Raw genomic sequence first — 18,103 nt, 5'->3', positions numbered from 1 at the left:
TTGCGTGAGGTCGATAACCTAACGTCTCTTCCGCAGTTTTCAAGTCAAAATAGGGGCTAAAAATTCTTGGCTTCGACGCGCCACATAGATGCTTGGGCCGAACGTGCTAATTCAGCAGTTGTGAACGTCCTGCTGCTGGATGTTTGAACTGCATCAACGCGGCACGCATCCAGAAAGGAGAGGAGCAAAGACGCTTTAACGGCAAAGTTCATATTTTGAGCATCAGGCATTGTAGAAGTTACCAACCCGATAACAGCGCCTGTCGAATCAAATAAGGGGGATCCGCTAGAGCCCGGTTGAATAGCCGCAGTAAATTGTAGAAGGCTAGAATCGTTATGCAGGCCAAACAACGCCGACACGCCGCCCTGGGTCACGTGGACACCACCGCCGGCGAAACCCGACATAGGGAAACCCAGCGCGACTACAGATTCACCCAAGTCGCAGCCGGAGCCTTCCTTAAAAGTGACAGATCTGAGGACAGGCGACTCCATCACCCTGAGGAGAGCGATGTCATTACGCTGATCAACGACGACCGGCTCTGCACGATAACGACCTTCAAAGGAGGAAATGAATATATCACTCATGCCCTCGATTACATGAGCACAGGTGAGCACATGGTGCTGGGAAACAGCGAAACCAGTGCCGGTTGCGCCCGCTCGTGCGCGGTCAGCCTCCGCAGAGCTAGTGCGCCCTTTTGGATGAGCGTCATTAATATCGATCCCGATGCGGCGGCCTAGAGCGGCTAAACCATAAGCCGAACCCTCAGCCAGTGCACGAAACTTCCATTGCTGATTGCGGATGTAGAATTCGCCGATAATGATCGCCGCTTCACCGTTATCGCGAAGGTCCAACCTATATTCAATCTGTTCGTCAACAAGTAGGTGCAACGAACGAAGATCGCTTACCGGTCCTGCTGCAGAAAAAGTGTATGCGATGAGGAGTAGCCTATCGCTACCGGACGGGAGGGCTGACAAGTTCAACTTACAACCAACCTTTGCTTGGTCGCCGCTCCACTCCATCCAGGACTGAGACGTCTGAAATAGGGCAGCCTCACCAGTGGGTAGGCGCTTGTCATTTACCGGCAGTATGGCAATCGCAGCGTACTCTCCGAAAGCCGAGGAGTTCCCGCATTCCAGAGTCCATTCACTCCGTGCACTAGATACCGCGGTGTTTGCGCCTGGCGCTAGCACCATCATTCCTTTTTTACTCCTTGAGTGCTAAATCCACCGCGCCACCGGAAGCGCTCCAATGGTACCAAACTTCAGGGTTCTCGATGATTCAGGATGTCATTTTGGAACTACAGCTGCAACGGAGACCCCTTTCACACGTACGCCTGCCCGCCAAACGGTAGGTGGCTCAGGAAGGTTTAAGCGGCGCGTAGCAAAGATCCCTGCCAAATTGACGCCAGCCTCCCGGGTGTAACCGACTCCACCGGAGTAGCGAGGATTGATTTCCAACAAATGCGGTTTACCCTGTGCATCATCCTTTGTTTGAACGTTCACGATGCCATCACACTGGAAATGAGCAGCCGCTTTTAGTGCCAACTCGACCGCCGCACCTTCCTTTTCAAATAACTGATACGCGCCGGTCTTCCTCCGGCCTACAAACGCAACCGCTCGGCCAGTCTCACAGACCATATCCACCGAACACTCGGTTCCAGCCATGTAGGGCATTACAAGCATCGACGGAGGATTTTCCACCTCGCTGTATGCACGCATATAGGTCGCGAAATTCGCAACGCGGGCATCGGGATCAGCAAAGCTACGAAATGGGTCAGCACCCTCCTTGAAGCGCCAAAAGCCTTGACCATAAATGCCAACGGCAGGCTTTACGCAAACCTCTCCCGAAGCAGACAGAGTCCCGTACGCTGCTAACATTTCATCGGCATTAGTTGCGGTTATTGCCGGAACGCAATCCAAGCCCGCAAGCTCCGCCTCAGCGGTAAACCTGCTTTTGTCATCAACAAGATCGAATGTGCGCATCGATGAACCACCAGTTACCAGCACCAGGCCAGCTTCCTCGAATCGATCCCGGGCGCTTTCAAATACCGCCCCCAAGCGACCCGCCAGGATTACTTTGATTCCATAGGTGCGTGCAGTAGTAATCACCCACGAAACCCGCTCTTCAGCGCCACGGGGCTCGCAAAAGCTAATATCTGCTCCAGCCATAATTTCGGGGCGATTGTCGCGGTGCGAGGCGAATATCTTCACCTCAGGTGGCAGCGCGTCACGCGCACCTTCAATAATGTCACGCTGGCTTGACTGCCCTTCGAGAAACCAAATCATACTTTAACCTCACTTGTAGATGTGCACTGACAGTCAAACCCGAGGAAGGGGACTGACAGCATTCGATTGTTCAACCGGAACATAACGAGTCCAGCTGTAGCTTCAAGGCAATGCAGGGGGCCGCCCAAAATAGAGACGTCATTTCGACAAAAAGCCCCCCTCTACAATTCCGTTTTGCGGGTTTCAAATTGGTCGGCCTTGCTTGCGGTAACTGCGCTAGCAAAATATTTCTCGACGGTGGGTGTGGGGCAAAACGAGGTAAGGTAGACCGGTAAAATATAAACAACATCTACATTATAAGTTTCGGCACGGCCAAGACTGATTAACAATCCCAACAATCTCCCTCTAATTATGCAGAGACTCCAAGTTAGTCGTCCACAGATAATCTATTTCGGCATATGAAGGATCACGATACCCAGCTAAAAATGATTCGGTGTAAAGTGGGCCAACGCAGAACGGAGGATCAATATCAAGTCTATCACTAGATGTCAGGATTCACCGTTTCGAATTGGTTGCCCTTTTCCGTTTGCAAGCCGCGATCGGCCCAGGTGAAGAGAGCCATTTCAACATCGGCGATGCGCCATCCCGTCGCTGACGCAGCGGAGGGTAGATTGCACTCCGGGCGGCATATGCCCTTAGACTCGAGCTCGAAAACCAAACTCTCGCAGAGTGTTTGGAATTTCACGTAGCCTTCGATCATCGAGCTTTTATAGCTATCGTGTATTTTGGGAAGTAGGTCTGCTTTCAACAGTGCAAGCCTAATCCGGCGATCCAAGCTCCCATACCGGCCAGGGTCAAAAAAACGGAGAAGCTTGGAAGCATACGTCAGACCAAATCCCGGAATTTTAAGAGCAGCGTCAATAGCAGCAAGCGGCTGTTCAAGATTGGCCACTACTTGCTGGAGGATTACAATGAGAGACACGTTACCCAGCCCGGCCTCAAATTTCATCCCGGGGTCATTCTTCCCCGCGCCCCATGCAAGGATCTCGCGAAGGTAGTCCGTCGGGCACGCAGTAATGACACCTTTCGCCACAATCCTCACACCACGTCCTTCTAGCGACTGAATCCATGGAAAATCAGGAAACGTGTCCCCTGGATATCCACGAGAAGCATGATTAACGTTAGTCCAGCGATAGGCGCGAAGAAATGCAGGAAACTCAGCAACGTTGATGGCTGGCAAAATGGATCCTTAGCGCTGGACTGAGCCGGCGAATGCTTGTTCTAGTTGAGGGTTGATACGAAAGCCTGGGCGCTCGCGGAATAGCTCTGCTGCACCACGAACGTACTGTAGAGCCCGCTCGCCAGTGATCCAAGTCCGATTAAGCATTTCGGCGGCCAAACCTGTCATCGAGCGGCCACCCCATGGATCCACCACAAGGTCACCTTCCTCAGTCAAATATTTGATAAGGAATTCAGCAACGCTAAAGGGCTGGCCCGCACCATGACTAGGCAACCCCAGCGCTTCCGCTGAAGCACGAAACTGTGAGCCATATGGGCAGCGAATGCCGCGCTCCAGTACGTTCTTAGGAATACGTCCCTCAGTTTGGTTGCTGTAACTGCCAACCCGTAGCCGATAGGCACCGTCCCCATAGTTTGTTGTTCTCTTTTCGCCACCTGAATTGATTAATGCAAGATGTCGCTCAGAGTGAGGCTCGAGAACGCGCCTATTGTCCCCTTTAAAAAGCTTTGGGTTCTTTGCAAATATTAGAATTGGTTCATAGGTTGCGTTAAGAAGTTGCCTCGTCTTAGACGCCCAATGAACTGGCCCAGGCGGCTTGTTGGACTTCCATACCAAACGATCTATAAGCCCTAGACCCATGTCTTCCAGTGTTATCGTCAATCGCTCAACGTAGGTTGAGCGCGCGGGGGAATTAGGCAGGAAAATATCATTGCTGACATTGATAGCGAGACTACCTGTGTCTGCAAGCTTTTCAATAATTGGCTCAAGAATCCCCACAATGTATTTAACGATTTCCGATTGGGTAGGATTAGAGTAAGCCCGACTTTTTGCCAAAGGATAGGGAGGACTGCAAATAATTGATACTGGCTGAACATCTAAGTTATTGAAGATATACTCGCTACCGCCGAAAATTGCGACACCTAGATCAGTTCGAAAGCCAAGTACCTTGACGCCTGGCTTCGCCATGTTTAAATCGCGCTTAGCCTCCTCCGTAAGGCGCCAAATACCACGCTCACCCGGTACTCGCTCAAGGACCCCTGCCCTGCGCAGATCTTGCTGCGTCCATCGAATCGCACGCCTCTCTAGGCTATGCCGCTGCCCTGATCGGCCTACGGGTACACGCTCGTTCAATGCGCCAGCCGACAATCCGTTTCGCATGGCAACCAATCCATACAAGGTGGCATTGTCGATGTGTGCTTCCGGTTGGGATCTATAGATGGCGGCGATCTGATCTGCTCCGAAAAGCTCACCTTGCGAAGCTGGTACTGACTTGGCCTTAAAAGACTTCATTGCTGATAACTCGCCTAAAATATCGATGCCCTACCTTCCCATCGCGAAACCTGTGGCAGAAGCCTTCAGGTGGTAGGGATGATGTAGCGCGGTTAAAGTCTTGACTCCACTATGGAGATCTACTGTGACCCGCGATGAACTGGCTGCCCTCTTCGACCCTATCCAGCACTCGAACGTCGAATGCGATGGATTTTCACGAATTGTCTTTTCCGTTTTGACGGAGAGAGGGCACAAACCAATTCTCAAAGCGGGGGCACTGTCCGCCCGCGGCGCTATCGTGCGTCCACACCTCTGGATCGAGGTATACGGCTTTATGATCGACTACCAGGCCAGGCGGTGGCTTGGACATGAGCCATGGATTCCCCATGGCGTATTCAGAGCCTCTGAAACCGAAGCTATCTACGAAGGGGTCACCATAGAGGTAAAAGTGCTCCCTGAACCGATTAGAAGGCTGATGTTGATGTCTTTTGCCGACGTCGAGTCAGAAAGCCAGAGCCGCCTGATTACGCCCGAAATAATTCGCTGAGTAGAGGGCTCGACCCACTGTTTGTGGCCGCAAAGCACTGACCAGGTAAGCCTGCACAAACGTCAGCGCTTATGGTCACTCTGCCTACAGGAACGCTGAGATGCATGTAGCGACGCTCCACTTAATGACTAAACTTCTCAGTCAGCCCATACGCCCCATCGAGATCTACACCTGACAGAACAAGCACAAACTCCTCACCACTATTTCGAGCATCACCTATCGGCTTTACCAGCCCATCTACTAAATACCTACCGCATCAAGCACGGCGCTCATCATCGAAGAGTCCCGGCATCAGCCCACCCAGCACACTCGCGGTACGGACAGTACCCACTCCGCGATTTGGAAACCAAATGCACTTATGCCTCGCCCTGGTGATTGCCACGTGGACTAGGCGCAAAGCCTCGCCGTGAGAGACCGTATCCCCCGGCGCAGAGTCACCACCCGAACTGAACCCCGCTATCTTGTAGAGCTGATTGCGGTACCAAGACGAAACACCAGTCGACGGGTCTCCGACCATCACGACGATGTCCGCTTCAAGTGACTTCGCCTTGTGGAATGAACGAACACGGATAGACCGCCCGCCTGAAGCACGATCATCTCTAATCTGGTCCCCAACAGCAGAGTCGACCCAAGCCTTGTCGACCTCGCTGTCGATGAGTATCAAAACTTTGTAGCCATCTGCCGCTGCTGACTGGCAGATGCGTTGAAGTTGATCCAGATCATCACCAACTATCCTGACAGGCTGATCCTCCCCCTTTGGAGGTCGAATAGACCTAGGGCTTCGGTTTACTCCCAAAGAAAGGTTTTGGACCAGGTTAGATCCCGCATCGATAATGGCTTGAGTAGACCGGAATGACTCGGTCAGGGTCACCTTCGTAGCCGGTACCGGACTACTAAACATATCTTCGAAGTCAAAGAACAATTTTGGAGTCGCCCCAAAACTACCGTACACCCACTGATTCGGATCTCCTGCCACTGTAATACTTGATGACAAACCCCTTGTGTATATTTGAGCTGAGTCTCTTCTACGTATCTCAATCAGTACCGACCGCACCCAAGAGGCAACCGGGAGCGTCTGATCTTCTGCACCGTCAATGAGAAGGTGGCGGCATTGCTCGAGAATACTCATAGGCACGTACCGTACGGCTGGCAGCTTACCGCCCCCAAGCGCGGCGAACAGACGACCAAACGGAATCACAGGTCCCTCTAGTTTAGAGAGGTGCCGCTCAAGGGCCTCCCAGTAAATCGCCAATGCCTCAAAGTAGAGTGCGTCAGAATCTGCAGGTAGAAAATTCATTCTGCCAGGCACAGACCCTACCTCTATGCCCAGCGAATCAAGTAAGGCTGACGTTGAATTGAACGAATCGAGAACCGGTACCGGACCTGTTTGACCTTGTAGTGCGTAAGAAAAGCTTGGAGCGGCTTGAGCGAGGTATTTCAGCCTCTCCGACAGTTCGGCAGCATCTTGATAGGAGTCCAGGTGCACCACACCCTCTGGAAAGTAGGCCTGGAACAGGGTGCGCTTGATCGCGACCTCTTTGTACAGTTCCATTGAAGCTGAAGGATCGCGGCGCAAGCTCGGCCCTTCCGACCTATCGAAGCCAAGCACCACGTGGAGTTTCAATTGTGGGATGTAGCCATGTGTTGCATAAGGTCGACCTCTGACGGTGAAGACCTTTCTAGCGGCTGTCACACCCTCAACAGGCCAGGCCTTTGCTTTGCGCCACAAAGCCTCAACAGAGTTGGTCAGGGCCTCGTCATGCTCGCTGAGCTTCCATCCCAATGAAGCGCGCTTTACGACTTCGGGTGAATCGACTTCAAGCTGAGGTAGTCTTAGCGACGAAATCCACAAAGCAATGTAAGTTTCATTGAACCGCTTATTGGATCGATAGAGAAGGTTGAGGCACTTGGTCATCTCCACCCTCTGCGTATTGTTCAATGACGCCTCGAAGGGTCGGCCGTCAGCGAGGGCAGATGTGTCAGGCGGGCTGGCTCCATAGTTCTCAAGCGGTACCACCGTGGCAAGGTCAGGAAGAGCCATCGATTGGGTTAAAAGGCATGAGCGTGGGGTCATCACTATCGCTTGACATTCGGCCGGCGAGAGCACCACACCGAACAGACCAAAGACCTCCTGTAGATCGCTGGCCATCTCTACACGAGCCTCACGGCTGAACGTGAGAATACGTATCTGAGATAGAGGGACCTGCGCATATCGATGGAAAAACAATGCCCTGAACAGCAATGTCTTGGTCTTACCAGTACCCGCACCACCTCCGAGAAGAGTCGTATTGGATGTCGAAAGGATAGCCTTCCATTGCTCCATTGTGGGCTGTGCACACTTATCTAGCCTTGCTTCACAGTCAGCGCGCATAGCTGCGCGAGCATCACTGCTGATATGAATGCGTTCGCCGCCAAACACCAAGTCATCTTTGCCTGTGACCTGATGATCGGGCTCAGTGGTTTTCAAACCGGGAATTACGACCTGATCCTGGGTAGATGACTGCTGAGCTAATGCCTTGGCCTCCATGAGACCGATACGGCGGCCAGCCTCCCAGGACTCGAGATGTCTCGCATTAAGCAGATCCAATCCAGCACCCAACACCTGGGCTGCCAAGCGATGATGAAATGGAAGCTCATCGAGTTCGTAGGGTGGCTCGATTGGTTGATTCACTGTGATCGCCTGTCGAACAAATTAATAGATCAAGTGTGTCTTCAGGATCCTCTATGTGCTACCCAAAACGAGCTCACGGAAATTACACAGCCCTCTTTTGAGTAACACCTTCCACTGAATCTGGGTATCGTCCTGCCATCTCCCAATGACCAGGTATCTCGTCATTATGGGACTTACAGATGATGGAGCGATGAATGAAACATGCCGGCAGCAGTGCGCTCCAGAAGGCAGGCGCTAATACCTTGTTTACTGCGTCGGGCAAAAGACGAAAATTTGCTCGGGGTTCGACGTTGATGAGATTCGACTCTGAGGAACCATGTGTTTTTTTGCTCACAGAAGGTACTGCGGCTATACAAGTCACTGATCATTCTCAAGTAAGCGAGCTCAACATTGCGCACCTAATTCCTGGCGACGTATTTGGAAGCATCGATCCCGGAGAAGGCAACAAGATCGAAATGTACGTGCTTGCCAAATCTGAGTGCTTTGCATACGTGCTGACTGCCAAAGAGCTGCTGCAGGCCTGTGCATCTCAGCCTCTTGCGATGTTTGGACTCTGTCGTGAGCTTTCACGCACGAGCGTTAGGTCTTTACGCAAGGTCGGCCAATTTGCCTTCTATGACGTTCGCGGCAGAGTTTCAAGCGCGCTCGTGGAACTATGCAGTCTACCCGGTGCAATCTCTCACCCAGAGGGGTACGTATTGAAGAATACACGGGTCGAGATCGCGTCCATGGTCGGGTGCACGCGAGAGATGGTTGGAAAGGTGATGAAGGAGCTTTCTCAGGAAGGTCTTATCAGCATCAGGGGAAGGCAGACCCTCGTCCATGCCAGCACCACCAGGTGAGGTGAGCTGCAGGGTGTCTTTGCGTAGTGGACTACCTTGCAGACACTTGCGCTTTAATTAGTCCAGAGCCTTCGCCGGGAGGTCGCTATCTGGTGCGACCTTACCGAGTTGGTGGACTAGTTGCCGAACTAAAGCCGCTAATTCGTCCACCACGCGGCTGAATGCTTCCTGATCGTTCACAGCTTGTTTACTCGAAAACTGTAAGGTTACCTTGATGCCATCGCCGAGTTGCGAGGCAACGAGAACACGGCCGATAGCCTCCAGCGGCGCATCCCACCCTTGTACGGATGCTCCTCACGACCAGTAACCCATGCCTCCCAGTAGTCGTCGATAACCTAAAGCGAGTTCACACGGTGATCGAAGATCAGCGGCCCGCCCTGACTCCAATCGATGGATGGCGTGTAGCCGCTTTCACATGTCAGTTTGACTTTTATTCGAACATTTTCGGGCCGTCATTCCACAACTGCCGAGTGCCGTTCTCAGTGACCTCATACCCGGCCTCTGGTCGCCCTTTGAGGTATTTCCGATATTGGATTACGCCAGATACGATCAGCACGGCAAGGAGGCCGATCCAGATGCTAAACAGAAGCATCAGTGCAATGCCGAAAGCAACGGTCGCAACCAATGTTCTGGGGGAGATGCCAAACAGTTTCCAGCTTGGGTTATTCACGATTTTCACCACTTACTCGACTGATTTTCCTTGTGCTGCTTTCCCGGCCTTGGTCGGTCTTACAATCAGCCAAAAGAACAGCGGCGGTGTGCACAACACAATTGCCAAACTCAACAGGTAGTGCAGCGTTTCCATAATAATTTCCTACGCAGCCGGAGTCATGTACGCGAGCGGGTGGTATTGAGGCGCTGCGGTAGCGTGCTTCACGACTCGAACGAGCGAAAAACCGGCCTTCACCCAACGCTGAAATTCTGGCGTGTCATGCAGGTCTTCAGAGTCGTCAACACCGACCTCCCATGCATTACCATCGTTCTTCCAGGAAAGTGTGACTGGATCGAAAGAAGGAAGATCCTCGAACAAGTGCCAGCAACCAGCAGGGCAGTCGATACCATCGTCCATCGCACAATACTGCGGCTCAAACGGAAAGCCAAAATTGGCGTTTGCAAGTCCCAATTGCTCAAGCGTTGCCTCTGGAATATCAGTAATTGACTGGTCTGGCTTCGTCATCGTCGTTCCCTCATTGCGCGCCGGCCATTCCGGCGTTTCTACTGACCCGACCCCAGGCCGGGCTTGGGTGCAACGGGCGACTTTTCACTCAACAGTCTTGCGGAACAGCCATTGCAGCCAGCGGCCGCGAACTCCACGTCATCAAACATTGCCATGACTTCTTACTAAATACCTGGATCCTGTAGCTGTGCCATACGCAAGACCTCACGGAGGACATCACTTTCCTCACTGTATTGATTGCTTTTTAGACGGGTTGCTATACGCCGAGATGACTCACCCAGTGACCGGTACCAATCATCTTTAGCCCCAACGAAAACCGCTGGTCTGCCTGCAAACTGATCGCTAGTAATATCAATCACAACATCTTCGAACTCAAGCCAAGCGTGACCAGAGCCACAGACGTATTCAGCTTGAACCCCAGAAGCGTTTAAGTAATGACCTAGCAGCTCTGATACAACGCCACAGCAGCACACGGGAAACCTCTGCATATGGGATGGAAGAGTGCCCTCGTTTTTCTGCGCATCAAGTGATTCGCGGAAAGAACGGGCGACTTTCAGAATATCCATTCCTATTTTTCCTAGGTTCGGCGCTTGCTCTGGCCCCACCAAAGCAAAACGAGGGTTGCGATACCGGTTACAATCGCGAATACCGGAATAATGACTCCATCGCCGGCGGTCAGAGTTATGGTGCCACTAGCTATAGCTAGGACTGCCAGTAGACAGCTCAGACAAGCTGCTAATTTAACTTTCATAGACTTTTCCTGCTCGATGCTTGGCGCGAAATCCGCGGCTCGCGGCTGGTGCCGAACAAAAATATTCTGACACTGCTGCCCTCATAAAGCGGGCTTCGCAAGAGTGCCGGTACTGCTGAATTGAAAATAGATTTTGACAGTTTTCAACCATGACCACTAATCGCGCCTCGGCGCTCGACAAAATATTTTGACACTTTGACCGTCCAGGTTGTGATCGGCAGTGCAGGAATCGACGCTTCAAAAATGTTCTAGGAAACTATTCACCCCTGAGGCAGCGACCAAAGCATTCACCAGCCTGGTGCAGACCGTGTGGGGCACCCAACTCTCCAACCTGTCGATGTTTGCAAAAGCCACCAACCCCAGCAAATCCGGGGCCTTTGCTTGGTGTCAAAATATATTGTCAAAAACCAGCGGCTGACGACTAACAACATAGTTTGACACAAGCCCTCAGCGATTCTGGGGGCTCCATCCTGGCAGGCGCTCCGAGGCCTCATTGGGTGCCGTTCCTATGTCAGACTATATTGTCTCTTGTCGCATCTAGTGGCGCTTCGTCAATCTATGTTGCTTGCCCCCAGTATTTGATATTCACGATCGATCCTGGGAGCGAAAATCACGCCGCCCCTACGGCAACGGCCCCACGGGTTAGGCGGGGCTTGGGTGTTCCTCATGCGATTTTCTTGATGTCTACTCGGACTTGCTAGAAATTATCCCAATTGACCATCCGCTGGGGTTGCCGATGTTGTTCACAATGTATTTTTGGAAGAACTCCGCGCTAGACTCGCACTGGGTCTGCACCATAAAGAAGCGAATCATGCATTCCGAGCCGCTGTCCTGAAACTCTGGCCCTGGCTCATTAATGTCCTGTAGAGCAGTTGCTGCACGAAGCAACTTGTCGAATGAGTCCAGCGATCTGTTCAGGAGCAGATCGCGCCAAGTCCCCTCATGATGAATCTGGCCAGCGTAGGTGAACCGCTTGCCCCCAATTTCTTTTTGCTGCAAATGTCCCCAGCAGAGGAGCAGGGTATCCGCACCAGTGATCGCTTTGGCGCTCTCAAGCATCACTCGACGAACCTCATCTGCCATCTGGTCATGATGATCTAGCGGCGTGTAAGCAAGGCTGGTCAGGAAGACCGGTACCTTTTCGCTATCGGATATTTCAGGGCTACACGGCATGAAGAACGATGGTCCACCGTATTCATAATCTTCGACAAAGGTATCTTCGATCAGGTCGAAGCCCTGATCGCTGTAAAAGTCCCAGAAATCCCCCGGTTCAACCGGATGAGAAATGCGCAGGCGGTCGGTTAAGTTATCCAGATTGCAGCCTTCGAGGCCTGGCGCACCACCTAGCAAATCCTTGAGCATTGCGTTTGCTACCCGAGGATCATCAAAGCCCGGCACATAGAGGCTCAAACCTTCATCTTCAGGCGGAGAATGCAAAGTACTTCGGTTGATTGATATAGTCTTAGGCATTTTGCCGCTGGAGGGACTGAGGTTCGCGGCCAGGTGGACGGCCATCGATGGGTTTATCGCAAAGACATCAACCATCACAGCAATGTAGCTATCCCGTCGAGCCATCAACTCGGGTACTTCTAGTTGCTCGTCTGGAACACTGGGCTGCTTGTTCCCTATCGCACTGGTAACTGCATCCCAAGTTCGGAAACCGCACAGATTTGCATACATGGCTGCGGCCTCAGCACGCTCGATGCCCAAGCTCTTGCCGCAGACCTCGACCCATAGGCGAGCCAATTTGTGTTCAGTAGCTATGAATTGCGTCATGACGGTGGCCTCGTATTCAAACAACGCTGGGTATCCCGCCATCGCTGTGGCGATACATCTGCACTGCGCCACCTTAGGCTTTTCACCACACGGTGTTGTCAGTTAAACATACGATTTCACTGCTGCGCATCTTCAAACCGATTCGGGCGACGATTTCGTCCAGCACAATGCCTTCGCATGTGAAGCGGGCGTTGACCGCGCTTTGCGGGTTCACTGGGTGGCATCAACATAGATTGACACAAAGCCCCTAAATCACTGACCACTCACGTATCAACCCGGACAGCAACGACAACATAGTTTGACACAACCTACCAGTGATTCCGGGCGCTGCAGGCTGTTGCTCTGCTCCAGAGGGCGATTCATCAGCGTTTTTGTGTCAATCTATAATGCCGAGTGTCGCAATAAGTTGTCTTGTGTCGAACGATGTTGTTTGCTGCCAACAGATCGCAAGGCTCGTTTTTGTTTGCAACAGTCAGGACTGTTTCCGTGGTCATTCGTGGTCAAAAATCGCCGCCTCAATCTCTCCACTGTTTTTCGAGCGAAAACTTCTCATCGCATGAGAGATTTTATCGTGAGCGATTTTGACCTTCAAAGCGTATTCGGGTGGCATACACGGCAACCCTTCGATCAGGGTGCAAACATCTGTGATCAGCGGGAAGCCGTTATTGAAGTCCGATTCACGGAGCAGGGAGCAAATATTGAGCAGAAAGAAGTCCTTATCCTGTTGGGTTTGAGAGAACACGTTCCACCCGCCAGAATATTCACCTCCCGCAATCAAACTTAGCGAGCCAAAAAAATAGAGTGTATGTCACCATGAATTGCCGCTAGGGTGCGGTGACTGTCGAAAGCTAAAATTTCTTCGTCACGACCGATAATGGCATCTGCATCGCGAAGTACACTAAGAAGTTCAGTTAGGACATTCAGTACGTTTTGATTGTGTTCGGTTGCCTGCTGCATTGTGGCTTTCATTGGGTCTCTCATTTTATATTTACCGTCATTCATGACAAGATGCCGTTTGCTTACCTTACTTGCAATTACCCGCCTTCCTGTAGTTGCTCGTAATCGCTTCGGCTTCACTAGCAAATACCACCAGATTCTTCTCCGAGATCATTCCGTAGGACGGGCAACCGCTGGAAAGGTGGTAGATATGGGAGCTCTTATTACCGTGCACGCTCCCGACCTGAGTATTCGAAGCGGTAGAAAGGGCACCAAGCCCGGTCGATGCGAGAGGAGTGAAGACAGAGTCATTACGAGCCGGAGCATTCACTACCTGGTGCATCAGCTGAGCAGGGCCTTGAGGATAAGCCATCTGGACAGCACTCCCCAGCCTAGCCTTCCCAAGCTGGAAGAACACTGGCGCATGATCGCTCACGGCGCGTCGCCCATCCTCATGGCTTACCTTGAGCATCGCAGGGTAATTGACGATCCCAACACCGGACATCATCGATCGCGCTGACTGGTTGGCAAACACATTGTCGTACAGATTGGCAAACCGACCGCTTGTGTTCGACAACGTGCTTGCGCCGTCTGTAACCATTGGGATAGCACGTGCTCGAAGGGACTCGAACGCAGGGTCCGAAGGGGGCATGTTGAAATCACCCATCAGCATGATGGGCTCTCCTGGGTATACCTGCTCGAGCCATTCCCAGTAATTACCGAGCTCTTTCAGCTCTGGGGTTCTGTCAGCGGCTGACTTGCCGTAAATGATATGTACGGTGGCCAAGGCGAAGGTATTGCCGTCACTGAGGGACTTAAAGCGCGCGCTATAGGGCTCTCGCATGAACACATGCTTACGATCCAAAAAGCTTACGGCGCCGTCTTCATATTGAACTGCCGAATCGCGGCTAAGAAAGCAATACTGCTCCTTATAACTGCGCGAGCCTACAGGGCTTGAGCACAGCGAGCTCCACTTCTCACGTGTCCGTTGCTCCAGTGCCAGTTTTAGGTATTGGATGCCCTCATCATTCATCACCTCCTGAACGGCCAGGACGTCAACATTGGCGGCGACTGCTGCTAAAGCTGGGTAACTTTTCTGGTCACCGTTGCCCAGACGCATTGTATTCCAGGTTCCAACACGAGCGTCTGCGGCTGCGGCAACCCCTGATATAGCAGTAGCCAACACCAACAAAGCAGACATCAATAACGTTTTCTTCAAAGGTTATGCTCCAGGCAGTTAGGCTTCATATTCTGTGGGGGGTCATCTGACAACGGGGTTCAAATAAGCGCCCTGCGTAGTTCCGTGACGGGTTTGAATGTCTAGATCTTTGTCGTAGGCAGAAATCCGTTCTATCAGCGCGGCCGTAGCCTTCTCAGCTATCACCTTGGCGCGAGAACAGGGCACATCAGTGCGTGTCCCGTTTATTTTTGCCAGCAGCGTGGTGGCGGCCCGGTAGGCGTTTTGCGCATGCAATGCTTCATGAGCATTGAGGGCGCTGTAAAACCGCCGCCACTCTTGCTCAACACCAGGGGATTTGGGAATCGATTCCAGAACAGGTAGGTGAATCCTGATTTTCAAGAACACCTGCCCGTTATCGAGTAGGCAGCCATGTGGGGAGGGAATCAGGTCATAGGATGCTGAGAGATTCCATATCGTGACGCCGGCGTAGTAGGAGCCCCCGTTTCGACTGGGTGTATGCTCTGCAATCGATCGTTGAATTTGATCGATGGTTTGCCCGGACACTCCGTAAGTGATCAGCTTGGAATCCACAACTGGAGCCGTTGATGCCACAGAATGTAAAGGCATCCATGCGAGGATCGCTGATATTGCGATTCTTCCAGCCCAATTTGAGGCACTCAGTCGAATCCTAGGTAGCATTGGCCACCAGGCGGGTGTCGAGCTTCTTTTGGAATGCGGCGATTTCCTTCGCTTCGCGCTTGATTAACGAGCGCTTTCCAATTCCGTGCTCAAGCATGTAATCGGCTACTTGCCGCGCAAGGGCTGCTGCGTCGACATGACCATAGATCCATGCCGCGCGAAGGAATTCCAGGGCGCCTTGCAGGTCACCACCTTTGGCAGACAATTCTCCAAGCTCGTAATTGGCTTCAGGATCCTTGCGAGAGGCAGCTTCGTTCAAGAGAGCCAGACCCTCGTCTACTCGCTTACTTTCACAGAGCATCTTCCCGAGGTCTGTCATCGCAATCGGGTATCCGAACGCGACAGCGATTCGCAGATATCGCTCAACGGCGGCTAAGTCTCCAGCCCCCAAAGCCTCATAGGCCAAGCCGTAAGAGCTCAATGGGTGCCGGGCCCCAGCCTTGCTTTGCCAAAGATGTGCCGTTACATCGCTTCCATCAGCTTTTGATGACTCATAGCACCGAGCCAGCGCTACAGCAGCTTCGACAATTCCGTCATTAAAACCCTGCTCAAGGGAGGCTATTGCCTCTTTGCGCCGGGAATCTTCTTTTGGCAGCTCTGTTTGAAATGCCAGCTTAATTCGACATGCCCACAGCAACAGCTCACGCTTGGAGCTAGGCATCAGCCTAAGCTCGCTGTCCCATAGATGGCCGACAACGCGGAGATCACGTGAGTCTTCATTTTTTTGGAAGACATGACCAGTTGAAGGGTCGATGGCCATGTTGCCAAGCAATCCCAACGGGATGATCCGGTTGAAGGCAACACCGTTTATGCGCTGGCCCAGGCTCCATGACGTATGGAGTGCTCCTTCTGCACATACGAGTCTCATCGCCGTGCGTACAAGAGCGGCCTCGCCTGGATCGCCGAGCTGCTGCGCCGGCTCAACTTTTGCCAATATTGCACCCCACCCACCCTCTACCCCTAAACCGAAGGTAGAAATGCCGTACCGGTTGATGGATGGGGCCCCACGAGCAATCGTCCCGCCAAGTGGCTGCAACTGCACAGAGTGATGTTGAATCAGGAAATTCTGTGTGTGGAGGTCGACCTCGTTAAATGAGGCCGAATAAACAGGAACACCTTGCTTGGTGGACAGCGACATCGCAGTGGAGGTATTCAGAGCCTCAGTCTCGTCTGCTGACTCTGCGGCAGGGTGAACCCAAATTGCCAAGTCGACCTTCGAAAAGCCGCTCTCGACTGCTTCCCCGTGGGTCAATACGCTACATGCGGGAAGGTTGAGCGCTGTCGCAAGCTTTGAGAATTCGGAGTCCGCATTCTCATCCAGGGTATAGATGATCTCCACAGCTCCTGGAGCTCCAAGAAATTCGCCAGCCAAGCTAGCCCACTTGGACTTATCGAATCTTATGAGAGGATCTGATCCCAGCAGAAGGACACGAATTGGCTTCTCGCTCCAGCTGATACCTGATTGACGAACGACATTCGCGACTAAAGCTCCCGGGGCCATTACCGAGGCAGCGTTGTTGAGCTTGGCCTTCACCCCGAGTTCGAAAAGTTGGGTCTTCAGCAGAGGCTTGATTGTGCGCAACCAGGCTTCAGTAAGAGCGCCCAGGTTCACTGCAGATTCAAAGGTTTTTGCCAGAGACAAGATTCGGATACCCCAATTTGGTTATGTGCCAGAGTGTACCCGCGCCATAATAGAATCCAATTCAAAACGCCTAGTCGAAAATCCAACGCCCGTTAAAGTGATGTGTGGGCTCACGCAGTGGACATCTCTATGGAACTCCACCTCAGCGCTATCAGTGAAGCAATCGCAGTGGTCAAACAGCTTGAGGCCGAGCTCAAGGTACTGGTCAGAATGCTCAATGACTCACGACACCGATTGAGAGTCGATGCGATCTTTGAGATGGAGTTTCGACATGAGCCAGAAGTTGACGAAGCTGCGCCTATCCCGGTGAGGAGGCTTGAAGGTAGCGACGCGGTCGACGCAGCTATAGACGTCCTCACTTGCATCACGATGAAGGAAACTCAGAACGCGAAGGAAACCTTGAGGAGTCCAGGGGTAGTTGCGCTGCCTGGGGAAGTGATTGCCAAAATCATCGAAACGAATGATCTGCGCAGCAAGCTGGAAATGCTAATCGGCAAGATCAAGAAATCTAACGATCGCCGGAAGGTTTGGATTAAGTTTGAGGCCATATCGCCAAAGCAGGCAATGCGTTGCACCCCGGTGCTGATGAACCCTCAGACCATTAATTTCTACTGGACTGATACCGGCACATCCGGATCAAGGCATGTGGCTTCAGATTTAGTGAAAGAGTGGGAAGACCTCTTGGATGAGCTTCACGACCGACGTCCTACCATGTCCGACGCTCCTGAGGGATCAATTGAAGAGGGCTTGCTGACCGCTATTGATCTCTTACGGAAGCTAGGCAATGAACAGGTCGCTATTCGGAGACCAGTCAAACCCCACATCCGAGCACGGGTTCGTGACGGTGATACGCCGGTGCGCCAGATCATCTCTTCCGTGCCCTTCGTTTACGACATCGATGAATGCAAGTTTGCACCCACAATTAAACCGCTACTTAGCTACGACGTAGTCACGGCAAGACGCAAATCTGCCGGCCGCGAACTACTCGAGAAAGAACCGTACATCAAGAAAATGAACCTCTATCAGTATCTCGAGAACTATCGCGTCTTTGGGCCTTTGGTACAGAAAGCCGAAAGCGATTCATTTCCTGCCTCAATTGATGAATAAGGCAATAATCAGAATGCAGTCCACTGACCAAACCACCAGTC

18 protein-coding genes are annotated in these 18,103 nt (G+C 52.3%); 3 read left to right on the top strand and 15 right to left on the bottom strand.

What is annotated here, in order from left to right:
• Window positions 1–56: 56 nt before the first annotated feature.
• From H8F22_RS29325 to H8F22_RS29310, 4 genes are all read right to left on the bottom strand, one after another.
• Window positions 57–1,196: a trypsin-like peptidase domain-containing protein gene (locus tag H8F22_RS29325; protein ID WP_078465809.1), complete on the bottom strand. Its 1,140-nt coding sequence runs from the start codon at window positions 1,194–1,196 to the stop codon at window positions 57–59.
• 90 nt (window positions 1,197–1,286) lie between these two features.
• Window positions 1,287–2,285 carry an ATP-grasp domain-containing protein gene (locus H8F22_RS29320; RefSeq protein WP_194941007.1) on the bottom strand — a complete coding sequence of 333 codons (999 nt, stop codon included), beginning with the start codon at window positions 2,283–2,285 and terminating at the stop codon, window positions 1,287–1,289.
• A 481-nt stretch (window positions 2,286–2,766) separates the two neighbouring features.
• Entirely contained in the window at window positions 2,767–3,465 is a 699-nt protein-coding gene (locus tag H8F22_RS29315; protein ID WP_194941006.1) for a hypothetical protein, read from the bottom strand.
• A gap of 9 nt (window positions 3,466–3,474) precedes the next feature.
• A complete protein-coding gene (locus tag H8F22_RS29310) occupies window positions 3,475–4,755 on the bottom strand; it encodes a site-specific DNA-methyltransferase (protein WP_078465812.1) in 1,281 nt (426 codons plus the stop codon).
• Window positions 4,756–4,879: 124 nt separating this feature from the next.
• Here H8F22_RS29310 and H8F22_RS29305 point away from each other — a divergent pair, with 124 nt between their 5' ends.
• Window positions 4,880–5,281 carry a hypothetical protein gene (locus H8F22_RS29305; protein WP_193069076.1) on the top strand — a complete coding sequence of 134 codons (402 nt, stop codon included), beginning with the start codon at window positions 4,880–4,882 and terminating at the stop codon, window positions 5,279–5,281.
• 256 nt (window positions 5,282–5,537) lie between these two features.
• Here the strand turns inward: H8F22_RS29305 and H8F22_RS29300 are convergent, their stop codons facing one another.
• Complete coding sequence (locus H8F22_RS29300; protein ID WP_194941005.1) at window positions 5,538–7,952, bottom strand: UvrD-helicase domain-containing protein; 2,415 nt, start codon at window positions 7,950–7,952, stop codon at window positions 5,538–5,540.
• Between the two features lie 194 nt (window positions 7,953–8,146).
• Between H8F22_RS29300 and H8F22_RS29295 the strand changes: the two genes are divergently transcribed.
• Entirely contained in the window at window positions 8,147–8,794 is a 648-nt protein-coding gene (locus H8F22_RS29295) for a helix-turn-helix domain-containing protein (RefSeq protein ID WP_078465815.1), read from the top strand.
• Between the two features lie 430 nt (window positions 8,795–9,224).
• Here H8F22_RS29295 and H8F22_RS29290 read toward each other — a convergent pair whose 3' ends face one another.
• The 10 genes from H8F22_RS29290 to H8F22_RS29250 all read right to left on the bottom strand — a co-directional run bounded on the left by H8F22_RS29290 (window position 9,225) and on the right by H8F22_RS29250 (window position 16,955).
• Entirely contained in the window at window positions 9,225–9,464 is a 240-nt protein-coding gene (locus H8F22_RS29290) for a hypothetical protein (RefSeq protein WP_194941004.1), read from the bottom strand.
• Between the two features lie 12 nt (window positions 9,465–9,476).
• Window positions 9,477–9,599 (bottom strand): hypothetical protein, encoded by a 123-nt coding sequence (locus H8F22_RS32925; protein WP_267463992.1) that lies wholly within the window; start codon window positions 9,597–9,599, stop codon window positions 9,477–9,479.
• A 9-nt stretch (window positions 9,600–9,608) separates the two neighbouring features.
• A complete protein-coding gene (locus H8F22_RS29285; protein WP_116826523.1) occupies window positions 9,609–9,971 on the bottom strand; it encodes a hypothetical protein in 363 nt (120 codons plus the stop codon).
• 164 nt (window positions 9,972–10,135) lie between these two features.
• Complete coding sequence (locus H8F22_RS29280) at window positions 10,136–10,537, bottom strand: hypothetical protein (protein WP_194941003.1); 402 nt, start codon at window positions 10,535–10,537, stop codon at window positions 10,136–10,138.
• Between the two features lie 869 nt (window positions 10,538–11,406).
• Window positions 11,407–12,498 carry a hypothetical protein gene (locus H8F22_RS29275; RefSeq protein WP_194941002.1) on the bottom strand — a complete coding sequence of 364 codons (1,092 nt, stop codon included), beginning with the start codon at window positions 12,496–12,498 and terminating at the stop codon, window positions 11,407–11,409.
• A 490-nt stretch (window positions 12,499–12,988) separates the two neighbouring features.
• Window positions 12,989–13,240, bottom strand: a complete 252-nt coding sequence (locus tag H8F22_RS29270) for a hypothetical protein (protein WP_194941001.1) — start codon at window positions 13,238–13,240, stop codon at window positions 12,989–12,991.
• Between the two features lie 38 nt (window positions 13,241–13,278).
• Window positions 13,279–13,500 (bottom strand): hypothetical protein, encoded by a 222-nt coding sequence (locus tag H8F22_RS29265; protein WP_194941000.1) that lies wholly within the window; start codon window positions 13,498–13,500, stop codon window positions 13,279–13,281.
• 22 nt (window positions 13,501–13,522) lie between these two features.
• On the bottom strand, window positions 13,523–14,653 hold the full coding sequence (locus H8F22_RS29260) for an endonuclease/exonuclease/phosphatase family protein (protein ID WP_228759002.1): 1,131 nt from the start codon (window positions 14,651–14,653) through the stop codon (window positions 13,523–13,525).
• Window positions 14,654–14,695: 42 nt separating this feature from the next.
• Window positions 14,696–15,205: a DUF922 domain-containing protein gene (locus H8F22_RS29255; RefSeq protein WP_194940999.1), complete on the bottom strand. Its 510-nt coding sequence runs from the start codon at window positions 15,203–15,205 to the stop codon at window positions 14,696–14,698.
• Between the two features lie 97 nt (window positions 15,206–15,302).
• Complete coding sequence (locus H8F22_RS29250) at window positions 15,303–16,955, bottom strand: sel1 repeat family protein (RefSeq protein ID WP_194940998.1); 1,653 nt, start codon at window positions 16,953–16,955, stop codon at window positions 15,303–15,305.
• 129 nt (window positions 16,956–17,084) lie between these two features.
• Here H8F22_RS29250 and H8F22_RS29245 point away from each other — a divergent pair, with 129 nt between their 5' ends.
• Window positions 17,085–18,062 carry a DNA replication terminus site-binding protein gene (locus H8F22_RS29245; protein WP_194940997.1) on the top strand — a complete coding sequence of 326 codons (978 nt, stop codon included), beginning with the start codon at window positions 17,085–17,087 and terminating at the stop codon, window positions 18,060–18,062.
• Window positions 18,063–18,103 lie beyond the last annotated feature (41 nt).

This window comes from Pseudomonas mucoides, assembly GCF_015461845.1.
GTDB classification, from domain to species: Bacteria; Pseudomonadota; Gammaproteobacteria; order Pseudomonadales; family Pseudomonadaceae; genus Aquipseudomonas; species Aquipseudomonas mucoides.
Note: the sequence above shows the minus strand (reverse complement) of the source record. Positions and strands in the feature narration are given on the sequence as shown.